A 24,736-nucleotide genomic window follows, 5' to 3' on the forward strand; every position below is an offset into this window, starting at 1 on the left:
TTATGCATTTTAAGGCTAAAATACTCTCCATATTACTGCTCGCTGCCAGCTTATTTATTCTTGTGCATCAAGCGATCAAGGTTGAAATGACGCCTTCAGCCAATACAAGTACTGCCATTTCTGTGGCAACAAGTGAAATTGCAGACCTAAGCGCGCCTTTTGTTTATAATATAAACAAAGATCAATTGCGCCATTCCCTCAGTTCACAGCTCAATAATAATAAAATCATCCGTGGTGTTAAAATTACTGACGCCTTTTCTGATGAGGTCTTCTTTAGTTATTATACTTTGCATGAAAAAACGTACTTCAATGTGCCTCTTCCCAAAAAAATTACGAACCTTACAAAACAAGAAGCCAATATTGCATTTAGCAATCAATATATAGGTCTATTAGAAGTCTATTACGATCTTGAAATGCAACCGATACGTAATAGCGAAGAAGGCTCAAGGTTTGAAAATAAAACGATTACCTTAGCAGGGTTTTTCATTGCTCTTATATCTAGCCTATTTTTAGTTTTTTCTATTCTCTCTCAGCGAAGCCTTGCAGACGATAACTCTTACTCATTTGGTACAACCAAGTTTTCAATCATACTCGTGGTTTTAATGAGTATATTTATTACACTGAGTATGGCTGGTGGTTGGTACATCTTAGATGCGAATAAACAGTCAATCGAAGACCAATATAAAAATACAGTCCGTCAAACCTTGCATGAGGTTTCAGTTAACATCAACAAGCTTAGTGAAATTAGAGCCAATATTCACCACTATATAACCCAAAAGCTGACTTTCCAAAAAACACTTGCAAAACTGATTCGTGCCAGTGAAAACGATAACCTTAAAGAGGTCGCTTTCTATGAAGCAGAACTTATTGCCTTTTTTAATAAATATGATGCGTTCATTAGTGGTGAATCGAAGACCATCATCTCAAGTGAAGGTAAGGTTATATTAAATTACGGTTCACCTCTTAACCTGTCTCAAATTGACATGTCCTCTAATAGTGCTTTTATTCGAGCGGTCAGTGGCAAAATGACGCTATCACCGTCGATAACCTCTGTCAGTTTTGATGGAAAAATTAAAACATCACTCTACTTAGTCATTCCTATTTTCAACTTAGATCAACAAGTCGTAGCGGTATCATTTAATGAAATCGGCCAAAACAATGGCTTAAGCTCTGACTTTGATAACTATAATGTTGGAGAGAGCGGTGAGTTCTTATACACAGATCGTAGCGGTAACATTATTTCACCGTTACGCTTTAATATTGATAGCAAAGCTAACGTAAAGTTTTCTAAATCCATCGCCCAGATCACCGCTCTGAGTGTCGATGAGAATGAACAAGCACAACTTGCATCGATTGTTGATTACCGTGGAAAGGAAGTATTTGTAAGCGCTCAGTGGAATGAACACTTAAATATGGCCTACTTCATTAAGAAAGATAAATCTGAAGTATTAAGTAGCTTTTATTCATTGCGCGACGGGGCATATATAATCTTCGGTCTCATTACTTTATTTAGTGTCCCATTTACGCTATTTACCCTTTACACAGGTAAACGTGCAAACGATAAAGTGAAAGCCTCTCGGTATGAAATATTAACTAGGCTTGGTAGCGCTGCTGAATTTAAAGATAATGACACAGCCCACCACATTACGAGAATGAGTTACTACTCCGTTATCCTAGCGAAAAAAATGTCGATGAATAAAGAGTGGCGCGAGTTACTTCTTCATGCTTCTCCAATGCACGATATAGGGAAGATTGGGGTACCAGACCATATATTAAACAAACCGGGTAAACTTGATCCTGAAGAGTGGGAGATAATGAAGCGTCACCCTGAATATGGGGCTGCCATTATTGCTGACTCAAACTCAGCCCTATTAAACATGGCTAAAGATATTGCGTTATATCACCATGAAAAGTGGAATGGTAAGGGATATCCGTACGGTTTGATTGGTGAAGCCATTCCCCTATCAGCGCGTATTGTTGCTGTTGCCGACGTTTTTGATGCTCTAACCAGTGAGCGAGTGTACAAGAAGGCTTGGTCTATTGACGATTCGGTAGAACTGATAAAAAGTGAGTCAGGACAGCACTTCGATCCTGAGGTCGTTGATGCCTTTACACAATCTATTGATGATTTCGTTGAAGTTAAACGCAAGTTTTCTGATTCAATTGACGACTGAAAAACTAAACCCGCGAGTAATTAATGCTTAAATACTCGCTCTATCTCAATCAAGAGATATAAATAAAAAGCCTAAATCGGAATACGGTTTAGGCTTTTCTATTTTAATTCGATCAATGTTATGAAAACGGTGAACAGTAGAATTTATTTCTTTCTTTTTGGCTGTACGAATTTTTTACTCACATCGACAACTGCCATATCTCTAAATAAACTACGCCCAATGAGTACCGGATAAGAAAGGTGACTACGATCGGCTAACGTGAACTCGGTTCTATCTTTCAAGTTTCCTATCTCAATCCAAGCAACAACAATCGCCCTTTTATCACCCTCTTCACTGCTAGACTGGCGAATCTTAACCCAACGTTCAACAGGAAGATTAATCTCTGCACTTTTAAGATCTCCATGTGAGATTTTAAATTTTACCCAATCTCTACCGTCCCGCTCAAACTGCACAATATCTGTCGCACTGATAGAGGAAGTTGTTGCTCCAGTATCAATACGAGCTTTAAAACTCTCTTTCAGACCGGGAAAGTATACCCACTCTTCCTCACCTAAGATCAGCTTCCCATCAGCCGTCTTTTTCTCATTGACTACGGGAAGCTTAGGTTCTTCAACAGAACTTACTGCTTTTTTTTCCTGTTTAATTTCAGCTTCAGCCTCTAGTGCAGGGTCAGTTTCTATCTTTGACTCAATTGCTATCTTTGGCTCAGTAGCTATCTTTGGTTCAACTTCTGCATTTGGCTGAGATGCCATCTCGCTTTGTTCTGATGACAATGGTCTTGTAGAATTGCACGCCATCAAACTACTGCAAAGCATGAGGGGAATTATGTTTTTCCACTTATTCATTCGTTCACCTAATCCAACTTATAATGCTTACAGCTTGGAAGAGTTAACCAACCAAGCGATACAAAACATTGCTCATTACGCCACTTGTACAATCGATCGGGCGACAAAAGGAATGTGCTGCTCTGATAACCCAGCGATATTTATTCTGCCATCTCCAACCGCATAAATGCCAAATTGTTCGCGTAATTGCAGCATCTGTTCCGAATTAAATCCTAGCACAGTAAACATCCCCTTGTGACTTTCGATAAAGTCAAATTGATCTGTGTTGTGTACTGTTCGAAATTCATTACACAATGAGTGACGAAGGCTCACTAATCGCTGCTGCATTTCATAAAGTTCTGTTTTCCAAATACCGGTTAATTGTTGATCTTGAAGAATGGTTTTGACCAACGCAGCGCCATGATCAGGTGGCATCGTATAAGTAGAACGAGCAAGCGTGAGTAGTTTCCCTTTCGCATTCGCCACATCATGATTACTTTTACCAACTACAATTGCAGCCCCTGTTCTCTCACGATATAGACCAAAGTTTTTTGAGCATGATGTGGTGATTAACATCTCTTCCACATTATCGGCCATGTAACGCAAGCCTTTGGCGTCCTCTTCTAAGCCATCCCCAAACCCTTGGTATGCAATATCTACAAATGGGGTAAATCCATTTTTTTGAGACAGCTCAGTGATGGCTTGCCATGCTGAAAAATCAATATCAGCTCCTGTTGGGTTATGACAACAACCGTGCAAAAGTACAACATCGTTTACTCCCGCATTCGAGAGATCATCAAGCATACGACTGGTATCAACTTGCTTAGTTTGTGGGCTAAAATAGTGGTAAAAGCGAACGTTCAGTCCCGCAGCTTCCATGACTGGCTTATGGTTCACATAGCTTGGATTTGATATCCAAACCGTCGTATCAGGCTGGGCGATTTTCATTAAATCACCAAGCATACGCAAGGCTCCACTGGCTCCTGGTGTTTGAATTGCTGCAACTCTCCCGATAGCGGAAGTATCAGTCAGTAACAGATCAATCATACTTTGATTGAATTCTTCACAGCCTGCCAAGCCGACATAAGCCTTCGTTTTTTGAGTTTCAACGACGATATCTTGAGCCATTTTTACGGCTTGCATGATAGGCGTTTCACCTTGGCTATTACGATAAACACCTATGCCTAAATCTACTTTATCAGCACGAGCATCGTTACGGTATGCAACCGAAAGAGAGAGTATTGGATCGAGCGTTGGTTCTGGTAAGTGTGTAAACATGAAAGTCACAACCCTTTGAAATTCAAGTAATGACTTCACGTTAACACTAGTAAGATTAAAAATCGAAAGGAATTTTATAACTTTGTTATTGAACTGTAGCTTAGTTAATCATCAAAGGAAGTAAAACAGTGGATGATTTGATTTGAACTTCCTCGCCACTCCAGTGCGGGATCGGCCAATTCTTGCTCAAACTTTCCATCAATCAGAGTATCAACAAATTTGACGATTTCTTGTTGCTCAGATGTTAATTCATCTAATCTGTACCCTGTCCACATCCAAATGTCTTTTCCTTCGCATTCAGTTCGAACACGTTTCACTAACGTTAAGATCGCAGATAGATTGGCTGGATGTAACGGGTCTCCACCAGATAAAGATAGCCCTCTTCGCTTTATTCTTGTGTCATTCAGCTCATTAATGATGTGATCTTCTAACTCTTGCGTGAACAGATGACCAGAATCGAGTTTTTGGGTGATTTGATTGTAGCAACCTTTACATTGGTGGATACAACCAGACACAAACAGCGTACAGCGGGTTCCGGGACCATTGATAACATCAACAGATTGATATTGATTGTAATTCATCAATCATTACCCCTTGTGGTAGTGGAGAATTAAGAAGGACTTAGTGAGGGCGAAGTGGGACATTAAATTGAGACAATTATCAGGCATAAACATGAATGCTTTGCCTGATAATTGAATTTCAGAATATCAGCAACGAGTCTCTTGTTTTAGGTTGAACCTAAACGTTGCTAATATGATGACTACAAGTGTTTAACGCGTCGCTGAACTTCTTCTTGTTTACCGAAGTTAAATGGACGCGCGTCTGGGCTTCCTAAGTAGCCACATACACGGCGAGTAACCGACACTTTTGTTGAGTCATGGTTACCGCATTTCGGACAAGTAAAGCCCTTACTGGTACATTCAAACTCACCGTTATAGCCACACTCGTAACACTCATCAATCGGTGTATTCGTACCATAGTATGGTACGCGGCTGTAACTGTAATCCCATACATTTTCTAACGCTTCAACGTTCTGCTGCATGTTAGGGAACTCACCGTAACAGATAAAACCACCATTTGAGATATCAGGATATGGCATTTCAAAATCGATCTTATCGTATGGGTTCACTTTCTTTTGTACATCAAGGTGGAAACTGTTGGTGTAGTAACCTTTGTCTGTTACACCTTCGATTAAGCCAAATTCTTTGGTGTCAATACGACAGAAGCGACTGCATAGGTTTTCACTCGGAGTACCATACAAGCTAAATGCATAACCCGTCTCTTTCGTCCAAGTTTCCACTGTTTTCTTTAAGTAACGAACAATATCAAGCGCTTTTTCACGTAATTCAGCTTCATCATAGATGTGGCCTTCACCACTTGATAACGCCGTCATTGTTTCATGGATACCAATGTAGCCTAGTGAAATTGATGCTCGACCATTCTTAAAGATCTCTGCAATAGAATCTTCAGCATTCAAACGTACGCCACACGCGCCTTCCATGTATAGGATAGGAGCAACGCGAGCTTTTACATTCTCTAAACGGCTAATACGAGTTTCTAGTGCTCGACGTGCCAGTTTAAGTTTGTCATCTAACAGAGTGTAGAATTGGTCGATATTACCACCCGCAGAAAGTGCAATACGAGGTAAGTTCAGGCTAACCACACCGAGGTTATTACGCCCTTCGTGTACTAATTCGCCATTCTCTTCGTATGTATTTAGGAAGCTGCGGCAGCCCATTGGGGTTTTGAATGAACCCGTCACTTCGACAACTTTGTCGTAGTTAAGAATATCTGGATACATACGCTTTGTTGCACATTCCAATGCTAACTGCTTGATATCGTAGTTCGGATCTGTTGCCTGATGGTTTAAACCGTCTTTAATTGCAAACACAAGTTTTGGGAATACCGCTGTTTTACGGTTTTTACCCAAACCAGCAATACGATTTTTCAAAATTGACTCTTGGATCAGTTTTGAAGCCCAGCTAGTCCCTAGACCAAAACCAAAGGTAACAAAAGGAGTTTGTCCGTTTGCCGTGTGGAGTGTGTTTACTTCATACTCAAGCGATTGGAACGCGTCATAACACTCTTTCTCTGTACGAGACATTGCAAATTTTTCTGGATTATGGATATCCCACTCTTTTGCAACGGCTAAGTGCTTTTCGTAGCTTGTTAGTACATAGGGTTCTAACACTTCATCAATACGGTTGATGGTTGTGCCACCATAAATATGACTCGCCACTTGCGCAATGATTTGAGCTGTCACTGCGGTTGCTGTTGAAATCGATTTTGGTGTATCGATTTCTGCGTTGCCCATTTTAAACCCACGAGTCAGCATGCCTTTAAGATCAATCAGCATACAGTTAAACATTGGGAAAAATGGTGCGTAATCTAGGTCATGATAATGGATATCACCATCTTCGTGAGCTTGTACTATATCACGCGGCAAAATATGAGTTTTTGCATAATGTTTTGCTACGATGCCCGCTAATAAATCACGCTGGGTAGGGATCACTTTGCCATCTTTATTGGCGTTTTCATTTAGTAGATCTGCGTTACTTTCTTCGATTAAGCCTTCGATTTCTTTTGTTAACGCACTCGATTTTTCACGAGAAATATCGCGGTCATGGCGATATTCAATATATGAGCGAGCAAGTCCTTTATACGGACCTTGCATCAGTTCATTTTCCACTAAAGTCTGGATTTCTGAAATGTGTACTTCATCGTAATCTTTTAGCTTCACTTCAACGGCTAAAGCTACGTTGAGTGCGTATATCGCCATTTCATTATCAATGTGTTCAGCTGCACTTTCTACTGCTGATTGAATACGATCTCTATTGAATGGCGCTCTTGAGCCGTCGCGCTTAATTACGATTGGTTTCACTATTTCCCCTTACCCTTAGAATACTCACAGACTTATCCACAAACACACTATATAGGGCTATTTATTATTTAACTGACACCATATGTTGTGGCGTATTAGACGAAAAGCACCTATTTATAGCATTGATCTAGATCAAGGAATTGCGTCTACTGTGCAAGATCAACTCGATCTAACGCACGCGATCCCACTTCTAAAAGAAACAATGAAATTATTGAAAAATGTGCTTTGGGGACTTGAAATTTACTCAGCCCTTTTGGCTAAAGGCTCTAAAGATTAGTGTTCGACGTCGACTGTCATCGGCTCACAAAACGTGGCGTTTTTCTATCATTTTTATTGTTTTTTATGCACCTTTAAATTTGATGTTTTCATGAAACAAAAATGTACATTTCAGACACCAAATATCTAAAATGTACTAAAACTAATCCACAATTTTCGATCAACATCAGCATCACTTCAATCTCTAACGCATAGACTCAATAACAATGCGTTAATCAGAGGTAGTTAAACAAGGTCAGTTAAACAAGGTCAGTGAAACAAAAGCAGCAACCTTAAACTCATTTCAAGTTACTGCTACTGTCGATGGTCATTAGTTCATAGCTTTTTTCATGACTTTATTATCACGATACTGCAATGCCCTATTCGTACCACCGAGTCCAAGCATCATCATTGAAAAGAAGACTAAGACGTCGACATTCCCTAAAGCCAAACTAGATACGGCAGGCCCAGGGCAAATTCCTGCTAATCCCCAACCTAAACCAAACACAGATGCTCCAACCACTAACTGCATATCAATGCTAGTCTTTGATGCTATACAAAACTCATCCGCCGCCACAGGAGCTTGGCGCGGTTTAATTACAAAATGGTAGAACGGCATGAATACTGCCAATGCTCCGCCCATCACAAATATCAAGCTAGGATTCCACTCACCGAATACATCAAGAAACCCAATAACAACGGCTGGGTCAGTCATGCCCGAGAGCACCATACCCACGCCAAATAAAATGCCCGAAACTAAGGCTGAAAGACTAAATATAAGATGCTTCATGTTTATTCCACTCTCTTAAATTAAATGTAAACGAACAAAAACAGTGAATGCGGCAACACTCATAAAAATAGAGGTTGCTACAATTGAGCGACGAGAAACCCTGCCTAAACCACAGATCCCGTGTCCACTTGTGCACCCATTACCTAATCGAGTTCCAACACCAACCAGTAAACCCGCTACGGCCAAAACCAAAAATGACGAATCAAACTGCGCGGGTACACTTCCACCGAATAAGTTTACACAGAAAAAACCACCGCTAATCATGCCAATCACAAATAGTAACCGCCATATGAAGTCGCCTTTCCTAATTTTCATTAACCCGCTTAATACACCACTTATCCCGGCAATTTTTCCACTAAGCAACAAAAGCAAAGATGCTGATATGCCTAGCAGAACGCCTCCAAATAATGCATCCCATGGAATCACGTTACTCATCATTACCTCACTTTTCATGTACATTTTCATATGAATTTTGCTTTGGCTTTATTTACAAAAGACGCCATGCAAGCTCTGAATAAGACTCTCAACTCTAGGGTCTGAAAGGGAGTAGAAAACTTGTTGTGCTTCTTTTCTCGTCTTTACCATGCCAAATTTTCTTAGCACCGTTAAATGTTGAGAGAAGGCTGACTGACTCAACGCTGAATTTTGCTGTAGCTCTCCGACGCCGACCTCTCCTTGCGTCAACTGACACAAAACAATAAGTCGCTCAGGATGCGCCATATGCTTGAGCAACTCAGAAACTTCAATCGCCCTATCTTTCATTTCATGGATATCCATTTGCACTGCATCCATCTCACTCTCCCCTTTCTAAATCTTTAATTAGAGCATACTAATAAAAGTAAATTAGTCAAATCTAATTTAGGAAAGTTGCAATTAGCAACATTAACATTAGACAAGGCTAATTTAAGGTGTCATAGTAAATTCAACAGCGATATAGTGCTAAAATTCTAATGATTCGGAGTAAGTGATGACTAAAATAGTAATTATAGGTGGCGTGGCAGGTGGCGCATCGGCTGCGGCAAGAGCAAGACGTTTAAGTGAAGATGCCGAAATTATCATGTTTGAGCGGGGTCCATTCGTCTCCTTTGCAAATTGCGGCTTGCCTTACCACATCGGTGGCGATATTGAAGATCGCAGTAAATTGCTATTACAAACGCCTGAAAGCTTTCTCGCGCGATTTAACGTCGATGTACGAGTAATGAACGAAGTGATGAGTATCAATCGTTCAGAAAAAACTGTCACTATCCGTAATTTACTCGATCAGTCAGAATACACCGAGAGCTATGATTTTCTTCTCTTAAGCCCAGGGGCAGGACCAATTGTTCCTCCAATTCCAGGGCTGAAAAACCCTCTCACACACACGCTGCGCAATATTCCAGATATGGATAAGATTCTTCAAAGCATCGCGATAAATAAACCCGAGCATGCAACCGTCGTCGGTGGTGGGTTTATCGGTTTGGAAATGATGGAAGCTTTCCACCAACTTGGAATAAAAACCACACTCGTTGAAATGGCCGATCAAGTCATGACACCAGTTGACAAAGAGATGGCGGGCTTTGCGCATGCTGAGATCAAGGAAAAAGGGGTAGACTTACGTTTAGGCGTTGCTTTGGAATCAGTGGAATTTGTCCCAAATACAAGTATAGCAAGCACAGAAGCAGGCCAATCAACTGAGCACCAACATTTAACTGGTGAGCTGAATTTATCTCTAAATAATGGCGATATATTAACGACTGATATTTTAATTATGGCAATTGGTGTGAAACCCGAAAGCAAGCTCGCGGTAGACGCTGGATTGGAGATTGGAGCACTTGGCGGGATTCATACCAACGAATTTATGCAAACCAGCGATCCTGTAATTTACGCTGTAGGTGATGCTGTAGAGGAAGCCGATTTTGTTACAGGCAATCAGGTACTCGTGCCACTTGCTGGCCCTGCAAACCGCCAAGGTCGCATGGCTGCCGATAATATGCTTGGCCGCGAAGAGACCTATCAAGGAACTCAAGGAACGGCAATTTGTAAGATCTTCGATATTGCCATTGCTTCAACAGGTAAAAATGAGAAAGCGTTAAAACGTGATGGAATTCATTACGAGAAAGTTTACGTTCATACTGCAAGTCATGCGAGTTACTACCCTGGGGCGGAAATTGTCTCCTTGAAGCTCCTTTTCGATCCTGAAAATGGCACCATACTTGGAGCTCAAGCAGCAGGTAAAGAAGGAGTAGATAAACGAATAGATATCATTGCAGTCGCACAACGTGCAGGAATGACCGTTGAGCAACTGCAACACATTGAACTGACTTATGCTCCCCCATTTGGCAGCGCAAAAGACGTGATAAACCAAGCGGCATTTGTCGCAAGTAATATAATGAATGGTGATGCTAACCCTATTCATTTTGATGAAATCGATAATTTACAAGCAGACCAACTCTTACTTGATGTTCGTAACCCAAGTGAGCGTGAAGATGGTAACTACATAAAAGGCGATATTAACATCCCTGTAGATCAACTTCGTCAGCGAATAGATGAACTTCCTGAGAATAAAGAAATTGTAATTTATTGTCAGGTAGGCTTACGTGGCAATGTTGCTTACCGTCAGCTGGTCAACAATGGTTTAAAAGCGAGAAACTTAATCGGGGGATTCCGCACCTACAAGTTCGCTAAAGCATAACAATAAGACGAAAAGAGCCTTTATTTATCGTAAAGGCTCTTGTAATCGTCTCATTATAAGCAACTCATGTTGTCAAAATTCAATGGCGCTTTGCTTCTCGGGTATAAAGTAAGAGCGCCATTTTTGTAAGAACATGCACATAATCCTTTGTTTTATTCATAATTCTTTCATCGCAAACAATGTTTCACGACATTTATTGTGACTGACTCGTCATTTTTTGAACAAATACTTATTATTTTAGATTTTTCACACTGAGATAATATTCACTAAAGGCGAATCGTTGGTGATAAAAACTGCTTAATCCCTGCCTTTGCACTGTTCTTGTGAATATTTAATCGAATTATTTTCACTACAAGTGAATAGTGTGAATATCTAGTGAAATGATATTTTGATTGCTATCACATTTAGACCTATTACTTTGCCATACTATAGCTTCATATTAATTACTCCCCTACAGAATAATTAAATCAAATAACTAAGCTCCTTGTTTATTAATAAAAATCAAAGAAGCAATTAGTTAATCCCTACGAAAAATATATAAATCATTATTAAATGATAGGAGATCATTATCATGCGCATCGTATTAGCTTTAGGTGGCAACGCTCTTTTAGCCCGTGGACAAGCATTAACGGCTGAAAATCAACGTGAAAACATTATCAAGTCGGCTGCAAGCATTGCAGCAATTGCACGTGAGCATGAAATTGTCATCGTCCATGGCAATGGCCCACAAGTGGGATTACTGATGGAACAGAATGCGGCATACCATGAATGTTCCCCGGAGACGACGCCTTATCCTATGGATGTTTTAGGTTCTCAAACTTGTGGCATGGTTGGCTATATGCTTCAACAAGAGCTAAGAAATATCGACTCTGAATTAGAAGTGGCAACGTTAGTTACACAAACAGAAGTAAGTAAAGAAGACCCTGCTTTTGCTAATCCAACAAAATTTGTTGGCCCTGTCTACACAGAGCAACGAGCAAAAGAGATCATGTCTCAAACAACAATGAAATTTAAAGCAGATGGCGAATATTACCGCCGCGTTGTACCTTCGCCAATGCCAAAAGATATTGTTGAAATTCAACAAATAGAAACGCTTCTAGATACAGAAAACCTTGTTATTGCTTGCGGCGGTGGCGGTGTACCAGTATGTATTGAAGAAGGTAAAAGCACAGGTGTTGAGTGCGTGATTGATAAAGATCTAACCGCTGAATTATTAGCAGAGAAAATCAATGCTGATTTATTTATTATTTTAACAGATGGCTCTATCTACCGTAATTACGGCAAAGAAGATCAAGCAGAAATGAAACAAGCAACACCTTCAGGTTTGGCTGAATTTAATTTCCCAGCGGGTTCTATGGGTCCTAAAATTGATGCTGTTTGTAAGTTTGTTGAAGCAGGATTAGGTAATGCAGCCATTGGTTCTCTGTTTGATTTAGATAAAATCATTACTAATGAAGCAGGTACACTTATTACTAAAGGCGACGGTGTCGTTTACTATTAATGGTTTGCTAGTGCTTATTCATTCTTAATAAGAATTTTTAAATACGCTTCTATTATAAGCCTCAATATCATTGAGGCTTATTTTTATTACTATATACTAAAAATAGCCGACAACTCACTTCATAATCATGCTTTAAATAGATCACCACTCATTATTCACTTAATTAAAAAACAATAATTACATTACTCCGATATTTTTGCTTATTAAAATACAGTCAGACTATCAAAACCTCTTCATTTTCTTTCTTCAAATTAACATTGTGCCCGTTAAAACCTACCACTTGATGCTGAATCTAGAATTACCCTTAAAAAGGGTAATGAGTAAAGATCGCAGTTTGGAGCGTCATTAATCTGCATTCGCTCTTTGTTGTGGTTAGATCGGTAAGTTTTTGGAGAATACCTCTACCTAACGGTCAGCACTTCTGTTCATCAACAGCTACACCGAGAGACCATATTTCATAGTAAGATTCCCGCCTACTGAATAAAGTGTTAAGATCATCACATCAAAATGGCTATGAACAGATTAATCCTGTTTTTGGGTTAGTTCTCCCTCTTTAATGGTTTGAGAACGTTATGTACCCCAAAAGCCCATAGCAGCACACAAATTATCAATATAAGGCTTTCAAATGGTTAACAACAGTATTCAATGGTTTCCGGGCCATATGCATAAGGCTCGTAAAGAGATTGAAGAAGTTATCCCGCAAGTTGATGTAATTATTGAAGTACTTGATGCGCGAATTCCGTTTAGCAGCGAAAACCCTATGATCTCGGAACTACGTGGCGATAAACCATGTGTCAAAGTACTAAACAAGCGTGATTTGTCAGACCCAGACTTAACACAATTGTGGATCGATCACTTTGAGAAAGAGCAAGGCGTAAAGGCAATGGCAATTACGACGTCTAATCTCAATGAAGTTCAAAAAATCATGGAGTTGGTTCGTAAGCTTGCTCCTCACCGTGAAGAAATTGGTAAAAACATTCGTACCATGATCATGGGGATCCCCAACGTAGGTAAATCAACAATTATCAACTGTCTTGCTGGTCGTATGATTGCGGTAACAGGTAATCAGCCTGCTGTGACTCGTCGTCAACAACGTATTAATCTTCAAAATGGCATCGTACTTTCTGACACTCCAGGGATTTTATGGCCAAAAGTAGAAAACCCTCACAGTGGTTTCCGTTTAGCGGCAACAGGTGCGGTTAAAGATACGGCGATGGAATACGATGAAGTAGCGTTTTACACTGTTGAGTACTTAGCAAAGCACTATCCTGATCTTCTCAAAAATCGTTATCAAATCGAAGAATTGCCAGAAACTGACATTGAATTAATGGAAGAAATTGGCCGTCGTCGTGGGGCATTACGATCGGGTGGTCGTGTGGATTTACACAAAGCATCCGAAATACTCCTCCATGAACTTCGTAGCGGAACATTGGGACAGATCACTCTAGAACGACCAGAGATGATCACTCAAGAACTCATCGATGTTGAAGTCGAGATAGAGCGTAAGAAAGAAGCACAAATTAAGAAAAAAGAAGAACGAAGAAAACGTTACTTGCGTAATAAGCGATAGTTCCAATCTCCAGTTCGAAAAATAGAGAGGCGTTGATTAAATTCAACGCCTCTCTTTACATCAAATATTACTTAATACCACCAATTTTCAAAAGCAGCCCTTCAAGCTGATCCCAAGGCATGAGTTGCGAATCAATGACTTCAATGCGAGATTCAAAGCCTTCTAAACTGATTTCATTCACCGAAACGACTTGATTCGCCACATTGAACGCATAACAGCCTTTATCGGTATTGATCACGGCTTTTACTCTTTCCGCCGTTAAGTCACTCAGCAGCGAAAATAGCTCATCAAAATCAAATTTATACTCTGCGCCAATCAACCAACCGCAACTAAAATACCCTTGCCCGCGATTCTCTTTTCGCACATAAGATTGGCCGGGAGGCAATTCAAATTGAGGTTCCAAATCCGCATGATCATGGTGATGCGACTCTAATTGAGTAGAAGCACTGCCATCACGACGTTCAATATCTAGAACTTCTATCGGCAATTCGCCTTTCTGAACTAATTTGCTAAATATTTTAGATGGTGTCTGATCCGTCACCCAATCGTTGAAGGCATCAATATCGTCAGCAAAGCACTGATCGATTTTATTACCAATCACCACATCAGCACTATCAAGTTGATCGTTGAAGTTCTGATTTTCGATATATTTTGAGTTGCTTAAATTTCGTGGGTCCACCAGCGCGATGGTGGCCTTCAAATCGACATATGGCAAATATTGCGCAGACGTTAATGTTGCAACCACCTGTTTCGGGTGACCAAGTCCAGTAGGTTCAATCAGCAAGCGATCTGGCTTCTGGCGCAACAATGCATTAATTCCGACACTCATAGGAACGCCAGCTGTACAGCACATGCATCCTCCAGGTACCTCTTTAATCATCGCACCTTGATCAGTCATCAAAGCGCCATCAATGCCGATTTCACCGAATTCATTAACCAATACGGCCCATTTCTCACCCTCTGGCTTTGTTTTAAGCAGGTTTAGTATTGCCGTCGTTTTACCTACGCCAAGAAAACCAGTGATAATATTTGTAGGGACTTTGTTTGACATGTAATTACTCCTCTCTTAATTGGAGTATACAAGAGATATTTCAGATAAACATAAGGTTATGGTGATCGGAATGGGATTAAAGAATACTACGGACAAAAACATCTATCCCGTAGAGATATTGACTAGTCAAACAAATATAACTTCAGGGAATATAGCTTCAGGAAATATTCGCCGCCAAACGTCAAAAGGCGCACTAACGAATTGTCTAGTACGCCTTAAACCTCGTTACTCAATCGTGAGTTCGCGAATCAGGGAGTCTATTGACGCGACCTGAACATATTACGAGGACTTAAAAATGGTTTTCGAATCCATCCAAATTGTAAGTAAAACCAAACATTCCTCCTTGGTGTAGGTTGATGTCGCTTTACAATTTAACTATGGCTCATATTTTCAATAATTCAAGATTCTGTATGAAGAATGTATATTTATGTGACCATGGTTCCACTCTACCATCTCAATAATCCGTAGCCTTGTTTCATTTATGGAATTCAACATTGCAATCTTATTGCTACTGGATAAACAGTGAGAGCGTATAATTCCGGCTCCCCTGACGACCAATCCTATTAAACCTACCTAGTGGAGCCCTATTTTTATGTCCAGAAGAGAGAGAATCAAGCAATCTTTACTCGCTAAAGTGCCTAGAGATGCGATCAATCAATTTCTCTCAAGAGACAAAACACCGGTCTCGGTTCTGGTTTTATCATGCATTGTTGGTTTATTCGCAGGGTTAGTTGGAAGTTACTTCGAAGTCGCGGTTCATTTCGTTTCTGAAACGCGAACAGACTGGTTGAAGCTTGAAATAGCGCACTTCGTTCCTCTATGGCTAGCCGCATTTATTATCAGTGCTGGGCTCGCATTTATTGGTTATTTCCTCGTGCATCGTTTCGCACCAGAAGCCGCTGGTTCAGGCATACCTGAGATTGAAGGAGCAATGGACAATATTCGTCCTGTTCGTTGGTGGCGAGTATTACCTGTGAAGTTTTTTGGTGGACTAGGCGCACTAGGTTCGGGCATGGTTTTAGGGCGCGAAGGGCCAACCGTGCAAATGGGGGGCAATATTGGACGAATGGTCACGGATATTTTCCGAGTCAAGGATGATGACAGCCGCCACTCATTATTAGCATCAGGAGCTGCTGGAGGACTAGCGGCGGCATTTAATGCTCCATTAGCTGGGATCATGTTTGTTGTTGAAGAGATGCGCCCTCAATTTCGTTATTCTCTAATTTCTATTAAAGCGGTCATCATTTCTGCTATTTCAGCCAACATCGTTTTTCGTTACATCAATGGTCAAGCGGCGGTCATCACCATGCCGCAATATCAGCCACCAGAATTGAACACATTGTGGTTATTTCTTTTGCTCGGCGTTCTATTCGGGTTGTTTGGTGTGGTTTTCAATAAACTCGTGACCCTAGCTCAAGATATGTTCGTTGCGATTCATAAAAATGACCGTAAGCGCTACTTACTTGTCGGCACTTTACTGGGTGGCTGTTTTGGCTTGCTGCTTCTCTATTTGCCTGAATTAACAGGCGGTGGCATTGGCATTATTCCAGATATAACAAATGGCAATTTCTCGACCAATGTTCTACTGATGATTTTTGTTGGGCGAGTACTTACAACTCTGCTCTGTTTCGGCTCTGGTGCACCTGGTGGTATTTTTGCACCGATGCTCGCTTTAGGTACCCTGTTTGGCTATACATTTGGTGTCACTGCTGACGCATTTCTACCTCAATTAGATATAGAACCTGGTATGTTCGCGATTGCCGGCATGGGAGCACTTTTTGCCGCAACGGTTCGAGCGCCAATTACTGGGATTCTGCTCGTGATTGAGATGACAAATAACTACTACTTGATCTTACCTTTGATCATTACCTGCTTAGGTGCAGTAATTATTGCTCAAATGTTAGGTGGACAGCCCATCTATAGTCAACTTCTTCGTCGTACACTGAAAAACGACAAACTTAGACAAAGAGACTTACCAACACAAGAAGAGCCAAGTTAATAGCGGCTCAATCTATTTAAAGGATTACCTCTCGGTTTATCACTTAAATAGCGCACGCAAACGTTAAACTTGATATTATCCGCTCAATTACCTAGCACTCTATTTTTGTTGCATATAGGTACATTGAGCGTTGCTTTATCTCGCAAGTAGCGAAATAAATAATATTGAGTTTAATTGGAGCAAATCGTTGAATTGGAAAAGACTCACCCATGTAAAAAATGTGCCTCCTTCACAGGCATCATTAGCGCTAGGTGTCATTGGTTTGGGTCACGCTTGGGCACTCTATGTCCCTAGCATTGGAGAAACAATACGTCCATATTTGGCTTTACTTGGTGCAGTGTTATTACTTCCAGTGTTATTGCGCTACATTACTAGCTTTAAGACCTTCTTCAATGATATTCGTCATCCATTAAGTGGCAGCCTGATGGCCCCAATGAGTATGGCATTACTCATTTTATCTGATTACTTGGCGGTTGTTTTACCTGTGGTCGCTTATCCGCTTTGGTTCTGCGCGCTCATATTACATTTCACCATGATGGTGCTTTTTTTTAGTTTCCAGATCATGAACTTCAAGATGTCCCACATTGTTCCTAGCTGGTTTCTCTACCCTGTCGGACTTATCAGTAGTTCGCTCGCAGGTTCGCAATTAGGTCATGCCGTCTTTTCTGAAACCTTAGCCACCATTTGCATTGCAATCTACTTTTTCATGCTGCCGTTGGTTCTATATCGGCTCGTATTTGAAGGGATGCTACCGCGAAAGGCAAGACCGACTTTGGCCATTATGGCTGCCCCGGTTAATTTAACTCTAGCGGCTTATATTGTTAATTTTGAGCACCCGGATCCTATTTTAACGGGCGCTTTAGCAGGCATAGCCATCACGATGACATTGCTCATTTATCTCTGTTATATCCGCTTAATGCGTTTAAAGTTTCAGCCTTCCATTGCAGCCGTCACCTTTCCCTCTGTTATTAGCGCCATTGCAATGCATCGTTTAACTTCATTTTTTGCCGAATCACACCCAAACTGGTACTGGTTACATAACTTTGGCTTCTTTGAATTGAGCATCGCAACAGGCTTAGTGATTTGGGTTTCTGGCGGTTACATAAAAATGTATTGGCCTGAGTTATTTATTAAAAATCAGCCTCGAACCGATACTCAATCTTAATCAAAGAGTGCTAGCATCTTCCATTCGATTAGAGGACTCGATTATCCCCACAGCTGTACGCGATGATCTGACTAATTTCACTCAAGCTTCTACTCGACTCTTGCTGCCATTGGTTAAAAGCTTTGTTTGCGGCAAGTTGAGCTCGTTTGGTGGTACGTCCGCTGTCGATAATTCCCGTTTGGCGCAAATAGGATTCAACATCTGATGATAAGATAAACGTATCCTTCCCCATTTGACGCAGTGCGTAAGCACCCGTGTTTCCACCCAATCGCTTACCATGTTTTTTTAAGTAGTCCCACAACTCTGTGATGCTTTCTGATGGCCACTCTGCAACCATCTCTGAAAAAGAATCATGCTGCTGGCGGGCAGATCGAATCATCATCGCATTCGCAGAAATTGTCATCACCTTAGTTAGGTGGCGAATAATTCGTGGATCTTGTGCTTTCTTTTCCCACATTTCATCTGACAACATCATTAATGAGTCGATCTTAAAACCGAAGAAAACTTCTTCAAAATTGGGCCACTTCTTTCTGACTACATTCCATGAAATTCCGCATTGAAACACCTTTTCGGTAAACCCAGCAAGCCAGCGATCATCAGTAATGCAACGTAAATCATCGTTATTTAAAGGTTGATAAATCAAGTTCTCCAATTGAGTTTCACCACCTTTTCTCTCTTCTGCCCGCTGGTATATATGTTCAAATTTCTCTTGTGTCACGCTTATTACCTATATTTTTATTTTATCTGTAGAGTCTACAAAAACTAGATGCTGATATATCGGCTATCCACCCAAGTTAACTATTGCCCCATAAAAATAATGCCGCAAGCTGCGGCAATATTTATTGATTTCGAAGACGATATTTTATTTTCGCTATTCAGGTTTATTTTGACAGTGCTGAATGGCATTCTCTAATAGCTCTAATGCTGTCTCTTTACACTCAGGTAAACATGCATCAGGCTTAGCAATAGGCGTCACACGATCGCCCCATTTAATATGACCTGCTCCCCAAGTTAAACCTGCACCAAATGCTGCCACTAATATCTCAGCGCCTGGTTTTACACGGCCTTGTTCTAGAGCTTCACACATCGCAATTGGAACCGTTGCTGCCGATGTGTTGCCGTACTGCTGAATGTTTACAAATGCTTTATCTTGGCTAATACCAGACATATCACATAGTGTTTGAATGATTCGGATATTAGCTTGATGAGGAATAACCACATCAATATCATCAGTAGAAATACCCGTACGAGAAAGAACGGTATGAGCCGCCGCCCCCATTCCTTTCACCGCACGTTTGAAGATCTCTTTACCGACAAAATTGAAGTCAAAGTAGCCATTATCAGCAGCAAAACGATCCATCGCAGTACCAAATTTAGGTACGGCTAAAATATCTCGACCAGCAGAATCACAACCGATTTGAGCTTGCTGTAAACCTACCTTTTGTTCTGTGCGGCTAAGAGTCACTGCACCAGCGCCATCACCAAATAGAACGGCGGTATCACGCTTGGTCCAATCGATATAGAAAGACAAACGTTCTGCACCCACTACGATTGCATTGCGATAATTACCCGCTTGCATCAGTCGCGTAGCCGTTTCTAATCCGTAGACAAAACCCGTACATGCAGCATTTAAATCAAACGCAGCCGCACCTTTAATACCAAGGTTCTGTTGCACTTTTGACGCAATATTTGGTAACAGCGAATCCGCAGAGCATGACGCGACAATGATAAGGTCAATATCTTCAGCCGTTAATCCAGAACATGCCATCGCATTTTTTGCTGCTGCGGTTGCAAGCTCAGAAGTATTCACATGACTGATTCGACGGTTTTCGATACCAGTTCGAGAACGAATCCACTCATCTGATGTTTCTAAGAATGTACTAAGATCTTGATTCGATAAAATAGCTGGTGGTAGGCACTTTCCCCAACCTGTGATTTCAGCGTAAAAATTTGTCATTCGGTACCTATTTATTGTATTCCAATTGCGTATTTAAGCCTCAACCAATAAAACTCGCTTACATTCCTATATTGTTCATTAGAGGACTAAGTTGAATTGTAATAATTTGGCTTTACTGTATTTCACAGATTATACGCTGAATTGTTAAAACTGTAAGCAGTGGTTACATAATCATAATTCTCAAGTAGACGATCTGTTTGATATTATTTATATCAATATCAACCTTGTACATCACATTTTTTGTAATTTTTTGCGTTACACATTGTTAATCCACGAAAAATGTTTATTTCAAAACTCAGCCTCCAAGATCATCACAAATATATTTAGCCCAACTTCAACCTAGATCTTCATCACGAAAAATAATAATAGTTTCAGTATATTGCAACGAAAACTAAAATCATGTCATAAAAACAAGGATCCCCCTCATGAAGTTTTCCAAATCTCTACTCGTACTTTCTGTAAGTATTGCAATGGCTGGTTGTGGCTCAGACAGCGACAGCACAGACGTTACTTGCGAAACTGCAGATTCATGCACTAAATTTACAGTTCTCCATACTAATGACAACCATGGTCGCTTCTGGGAAAACAAATATGGTGAGTATGGCATGGCTGCTCGCAAAACTCTGATCGAACAAATTCGAGCTGAAGTGACTGCAAATGGTGGTGAATCTATTTTGCTATCTGGTGGCGATATCAATACAGGCGTTCCTGAATCTGACATGCTGAATGCCGTGCCTGATTTTGTCGGCATGAATTTACTAGGCTACGACGCTATGGCTCTCGGTAACCACGAATTTGATAACGAGCGTAGTGTTCTGGATATGCAAAAACAGCTAGCGGATTTCCCGATGCTAGCTGCAAACATATACTTAAAAGATTCAGATGGAAACGTAACAGACGAACGTTTATTTGACCCATACAAAGTTTTTACTATTAATGGATTAAAAGTTGCTGTCATTGGTTTAACAACAAAAGACACTGAGAAACTTGTCAACCCTACCAATGTTGCTGATTTAGAATTTGCAGATCCTCAAATTGAGATTAAAAAAGCAATTGCGGAAATTGAAGCAAATGAAAATGTTGATTTAATATTTGCAACTACACATATGGGTCATTATGCAAATGGACAGCACGGTAGTGAAGCTCCTGGTGATGTTAAATTAGCTCGGTCTTTAGAAGAGGGAGAATTAGACGCGATTATCGGTGGTCACTCTCAAAACCCAGTATGTATGGAAGGCGAAGAATACGCAGACTTTAAACCTGGAGATGCTTGTAAACCAGATCAACAAAATGGCACTTACATCATGCAAGCTCATGAATGGGGCAAGTATGTTGGCCGTGCAGATTTTGAGTTCTACGAGGGTAAACTTCATTTAGCTGATTACAGCTTAGTTCCGGTAAACCTGAAAGCAAAAGATGAGAATGGTGTTCGTCAATTCATTCAAGATGAAATTAAGCCAGATGCAACAGTAAAATCGATCCTTCTTCCATACCAACAAGAAGGTCAAGAACTGCTGGATGTTGTTATTTCAAATACAGATGATGTACTTGTTGGTGAACGAAGTGTCGTCCGTTCAGAACAAACAAACTTAGGCCACCTTCTAGGACACGCTTACCGTACCTATAACCTTGTAAATGCCGATTTTGGAGTTATGAATTCTGGTGGTGTTCGAGCTTCAATTCAACCTGGAAACATAGCTTATCGTGATGTACTAACGGTGCAGCCATTTGGTAACTTTGTCACTAAAGCGACAATGACAGGTCAAGAAGTTAAAGATTACCTTGATGTTGTAGCGACAAAAACAGCTGGCTCTGGTGCGTATGCTCAACTGGATAACATTAACCTAACGGTAGATTGTGATTTAAGTGATGTAACGATCCACGACATCAATGGCAAAGGTTTTAACCTAACGGATACATACTCTTTCTCTGTAATTAGCTTTAGTGCTGCAGGTGGTGATAACTACCCTGTTATTGATGTGGAGTCTACTCAAATAACTGACGCTGCTGTACTTAGAGAATTCTTTGTCAATAACCCACAAGTTAATGCTGCTGATTATGCTCCTGTTGATGGTAATCTCACTTACATGAGTGGCGGCCAAGAAGTTAAAGGGTGCCCTTCTGCTCAATAAATAACAACACTCTATTAATGAATAGGCTATCAGTGCTATTCAAAAAGGCCTTAATGATTTAAGGCCTTTGTCTTTTCTGGCGACTAAATAAAAGAATATATACAACACATCTTAATCAATTTATCTGATAACAATTTTCTATCGTCTAGATAAAATTCTTTCGTTTTACAGTCAGTTCATTTCCCTCCATATTCGCGAAATAAATCACTATCAACCTGCGAATTGGAGACCCCGACATTGGAAAACACCCTAACCTTAGCGCCTAAAAAAAGCATTGCTGTACCTGTGATCGCGCTAACTCTCTATGCTGTGTCATCAGGCTACTTAATGAGCCTGATCCCACTGATGCTGTCGCATTACGGTTTAGAGAATCAACTTGCCAGTTGGTTAGCGAGTGCCTTCTATGCAGGTCTTTTGATTGGTGCTGTCTTCATTGAGCCTCTTGTCAAACAAATTGGTCACCGCAATGCTTTCGTTTTATGTTTAGCCTGTTTCATGGTCACCATTCTTGCGATGCCAACATTTGCATATTCGTCTGTCTGGCTTGCAGCTCGTTTAGTTGCGGGGATTGCTGTTGCTGGTGTATTCGTGGTGGTTGAGTCATGGTTGATGAGTGGTGATGAAGCAAGCCGAGCAAAGCGATTAGGTATCTACATGGCTGCGCTGTACGGTGGCGCTTCAATTGGTCAATTAGGGATCGGTACCATTGGTGTTGAAGGGGCCGTACCATTTATTGCGATTCTAACGTTGCTGCTGATGGCAGTCTTAGTCTTAATGTTTGGCAATACGCAACAGCCAGAGAGTCACAACACCAGTGCTCTGTCGTTTAAACAGATCGCAAAACTGAACCATGCTGCAATCATTGGCTGTATTATTTCGGGGCTTACCCTGGGTGCGATTTACGGACTAATGCCAGTAGAGCTTACTCAGCGTGGTATTGAGACGTCTGATGTTGGAAGCTTAATGGCATTGGTTATCTTAGGGGGAATGGCGATTCAACCCGTCGTGCCTTGGTTATCCAAATTCCTAGGACGAACTCTGTTAATGGCAATGTTCTGCTTTCTGGGTGTTTTCTCGATAGGATTAACCGCTCAATCAGACAGCCAAATAATACTAGCTGTTTGTTTGTTCATGCTTGGAATGGCAACGTTCGCTTTATATCCAATTGCGATTAATTTAGGCTGTGAAGGGTTAGACGAGTCGTTCATTGTATCAGCAACCCAAGTCATGCTGTTTAGCTACAGTGTTGGCTCTGTGGCTGGCCCTTTAATTGCGAACAGTTACATGGGTTCGAAAAACGGCCTACTGAGCTACCTATTTATCTCATTAATGGCGACGTGTATTTACATGCTACTGGTAAGCGTAAAAGGCAAAAAGCAAGCGATGGTGGGTTAAGAGAAAAAGGTTTATGCTTATTTCCAAGTGCTTTTCCACAAGAGCTTTTTCACAAGAACCAATTTTCAAGAGCTTATTTACAAGTACTTATTTATAAAGCTTTTTCTCGAATATTGATTTAAAACGGACACCAAAGGAGAGCTCATCACTCTCCTTTTTTATTGGCATCTAAATAGACGCTAACTGCTGAATAATATTCTTACGATACCGACTAGGAGAACAGCCAAAATATTTACGAAATCGATGAGTAAAATTATACGGATCTTTATAGCCAAGCCGCTGAGCAATCATCGAAATCGTCCACTCTTGGTATTGAAGCAAATCTGCGGCTTTTTCCATCCTCAAATGAATCAATCGGCTTCTTGGTGACATCCCATAGAGATTTTTTGAGATACGGTTCAACTGCTCTTCACTAATGAAACACTTCGCAGCCATCTCTTTTACTGTCCATGGTAGATGCAACTGGCTTTCTACTTCATTAAACAAGGTATGAACCCGAGACACGGAACTGGTCGATTTTGATTCAACGCCAGTCAAAATTAAATTAAGTTCACTGACCAAAAGCCGACGAAACGCCGTTCTTCCCTCTATTTCACAATGAATTAAATTCAGTAATGACCACATCTGTTCACATTGGTGATACGGCAAAATGGTTAACCCTAACGCTTCAAATTGCTGCCATTTGGCTATTGCTTGTGGCAACAACCAGATCATCTTCCAGTAGTTATCGACACTATTGAGCTCAAAGCGAAATGGTTCGCCAGCAGGGATCACCAACAGCGAGTAAGGTTCGATCAATTCAACTCGATCCGATGTCGTTAAAATGCCACCGCCCTCTAGCGTGAAGATAAGAGTGTGTACCGCAACCCCACAGCGCTCGACATAATAACCGTCCGTTAACTCCGCCATTCCTGCCATGAAAATCCCTTCTTGACTAAGTTCTGGAATGTCTGACGTAGTTAAAAATCGCTCTTTACAAGCATCTGCCAGATAGACCTCTTCATGCCATTCGGTTTTAGGTGACATTTTACTCATGACGGATTTGCACAGGTTTTCTCTATTTTCACACATTCTACTTATAACCCTTTCACTC

The 24,736-nt window shown here is 40.8% G+C and carries 19 protein-coding genes; 8 read left to right on the top strand and 11 right to left on the bottom strand.

What is annotated here, in order from left to right:
• Window positions 1-2 precede the first annotated feature (2 nt).
• Window positions 3-2,174, top strand: a complete 2,172-nt coding sequence (locus L4C39_RS01095) for an HD domain-containing phosphohydrolase (protein WP_429743932.1) — start codon at window positions 3-5, stop codon at window positions 2,172-2,174.
• Between the two features lie 143 nt (window positions 2,175-2,317).
• Here L4C39_RS01095 and L4C39_RS01100 read toward each other — a convergent pair whose 3' ends face one another.
• The 7 genes from L4C39_RS01100 to L4C39_RS01130 all read right to left on the bottom strand — a co-directional run bounded on the left by L4C39_RS01100 (window position 2,318) and on the right by L4C39_RS01130 (window position 8,994).
• Window positions 2,318-3,019 carry an ATP-dependent zinc protease family protein gene (locus tag L4C39_RS01100; RefSeq protein WP_429743934.1) on the bottom strand — a complete coding sequence of 234 codons (702 nt, stop codon included), beginning with the start codon at window positions 3,017-3,019 and terminating at the stop codon, window positions 2,318-2,320.
• 75 nt (window positions 3,020-3,094) lie between these two features.
• A complete protein-coding gene (locus L4C39_RS01105) occupies window positions 3,095-4,276 on the bottom strand; it encodes an amino acid aminotransferase (RefSeq protein ID WP_017052789.1) in 1,182 nt (393 codons plus the stop codon).
• Window positions 4,277-4,380: 104 nt separating this feature from the next.
• Entirely contained in the window at window positions 4,381-4,857 is a 477-nt protein-coding gene (gene nrdG, locus L4C39_RS01110; RefSeq protein ID WP_113797975.1) for an anaerobic ribonucleoside-triphosphate reductase-activating protein, read from the bottom strand.
• 179 nt (window positions 4,858-5,036) lie between these two features.
• Window positions 5,037-7,157 (bottom strand): anaerobic ribonucleoside-triphosphate reductase, encoded by a 2,121-nt coding sequence (gene nrdD / locus L4C39_RS01115; protein ID WP_261889655.1) that lies wholly within the window; start codon window positions 7,155-7,157, stop codon window positions 5,037-5,039.
• A gap of 586 nt (window positions 7,158-7,743) precedes the next feature.
• Complete coding sequence (locus L4C39_RS01120; protein WP_136995325.1) at window positions 7,744-8,202, bottom strand: YeeE/YedE family protein; 459 nt, start codon at window positions 8,200-8,202, stop codon at window positions 7,744-7,746.
• Window positions 8,203-8,217: 15 nt separating this feature from the next.
• A complete protein-coding gene (locus tag L4C39_RS01125; protein WP_429744303.1) occupies window positions 8,218-8,637 on the bottom strand; it encodes a YeeE/YedE family protein in 420 nt (139 codons plus the stop codon).
• Window positions 8,638-8,685: 48 nt separating this feature from the next.
• The gene (locus L4C39_RS01130) at window positions 8,686-8,994 is read right to left on the bottom strand and encodes an ArsR/SmtB family transcription factor (RefSeq protein ID WP_017052795.1); all 309 of its coding nucleotides are present in this window, start codon (window positions 8,992-8,994) and stop codon (window positions 8,686-8,688) included.
• Window positions 8,995-9,169: 175 nt separating this feature from the next.
• On the opposite strand from L4C39_RS01130, the gene L4C39_RS01135 reads away from it, so the two are divergent.
• The 3 genes from L4C39_RS01135 to ylqF all read left to right on the top strand — a co-directional run bounded on the left by L4C39_RS01135 (window position 9,170) and on the right by ylqF (window position 13,944).
• A complete protein-coding gene (locus tag L4C39_RS01135) occupies window positions 9,170-10,873 on the top strand; it encodes an FAD-dependent oxidoreductase (RefSeq protein ID WP_371712159.1) in 1,704 nt (567 codons plus the stop codon).
• Between the two features lie 571 nt (window positions 10,874-11,444).
• A complete protein-coding gene (locus tag L4C39_RS01140; protein ID WP_017052797.1) occupies window positions 11,445-12,374 on the top strand; it encodes a carbamate kinase in 930 nt (309 codons plus the stop codon).
• A 625-nt stretch (window positions 12,375-12,999) separates the two neighbouring features.
• Window positions 13,000-13,944 carry a ribosome biogenesis GTPase YlqF gene (ylqF, locus tag L4C39_RS01145; RefSeq protein WP_429743938.1) on the top strand — a complete coding sequence of 315 codons (945 nt, stop codon included), beginning with the start codon at window positions 13,000-13,002 and terminating at the stop codon, window positions 13,942-13,944.
• 67 nt (window positions 13,945-14,011) lie between these two features.
• On the opposite strand, the gene L4C39_RS01150 is transcribed toward ylqF, so the two are convergent.
• Window positions 14,012-14,995, bottom strand: coding sequence for a CobW family GTP-binding protein (locus L4C39_RS01150; RefSeq protein WP_017052799.1), 984 nt, complete (start codon window positions 14,993-14,995; stop codon window positions 14,012-14,014).
• A gap of 592 nt (window positions 14,996-15,587) precedes the next feature.
• On the opposite strand from L4C39_RS01150, the gene clcA reads away from it, so the two are divergent.
• Both clcA and L4C39_RS01160 read left to right on the top strand, forming a co-directional pair.
• Window positions 15,588-16,994 carry a H(+)/Cl(-) exchange transporter ClcA gene (gene clcA, locus L4C39_RS01155; protein ID WP_429743941.1) on the top strand — a complete coding sequence of 469 codons (1,407 nt, stop codon included), beginning with the start codon at window positions 15,588-15,590 and terminating at the stop codon, window positions 16,992-16,994.
• 187 nt (window positions 16,995-17,181) lie between these two features.
• Entirely contained in the window at window positions 17,182-18,159 is a 978-nt protein-coding gene (locus L4C39_RS01160; protein ID WP_017052801.1) for a TDT family transporter, read from the top strand.
• Window positions 18,160-18,187: 28 nt separating this feature from the next.
• Here L4C39_RS01160 and L4C39_RS01165 read toward each other — a convergent pair whose 3' ends face one another.
• Window positions 18,188-18,877 (bottom strand): DNA-3-methyladenine glycosylase I, encoded by a 690-nt coding sequence (locus L4C39_RS01165; RefSeq protein ID WP_429743943.1) that lies wholly within the window; start codon window positions 18,875-18,877, stop codon window positions 18,188-18,190.
• Window positions 18,878-19,030: 153 nt separating this feature from the next.
• A complete protein-coding gene (locus L4C39_RS01170; RefSeq protein ID WP_017052803.1) occupies window positions 19,031-20,116 on the bottom strand; it encodes a ketoacyl-ACP synthase III in 1,086 nt (361 codons plus the stop codon).
• A 425-nt stretch (window positions 20,117-20,541) separates the two neighbouring features.
• Here L4C39_RS01170 and ushA point away from each other — a divergent pair, with 425 nt between their 5' ends.
• Both ushA and L4C39_RS01180 read left to right on the top strand, forming a co-directional pair.
• Window positions 20,542-22,248 carry a bifunctional UDP-sugar hydrolase/5'-nucleotidase UshA gene (gene ushA, locus L4C39_RS01175; protein WP_113797959.1) on the top strand — a complete coding sequence of 569 codons (1,707 nt, stop codon included), beginning with the start codon at window positions 20,542-20,544 and terminating at the stop codon, window positions 22,246-22,248.
• Window positions 22,249-22,485: 237 nt separating this feature from the next.
• On the top strand, window positions 22,486-23,643 hold the full coding sequence (locus L4C39_RS01180; RefSeq protein ID WP_429743945.1) for an MFS transporter: 1,158 nt from the start codon (window positions 22,486-22,488) through the stop codon (window positions 23,641-23,643).
• Between the two features lie 168 nt (window positions 23,644-23,811).
• Here L4C39_RS01180 and L4C39_RS01185 read toward each other — a convergent pair whose 3' ends face one another.
• Window positions 23,812-24,714 (bottom strand): AraC family transcriptional regulator, encoded by a 903-nt coding sequence (locus L4C39_RS01185; RefSeq protein ID WP_136995319.1) that lies wholly within the window; start codon window positions 24,712-24,714, stop codon window positions 23,812-23,814.
• Between the last annotated feature and the right edge of the window lie 22 nt (window positions 24,715-24,736).

Origin of the sequence: Vibrio clamense (assembly GCF_050337905.1) — a bacterium.
In the GTDB taxonomy this organism is placed as follows: Bacteria; Pseudomonadota; Gammaproteobacteria; order Enterobacterales; family Vibrionaceae; genus Vibrio; species Vibrio cortegadensis.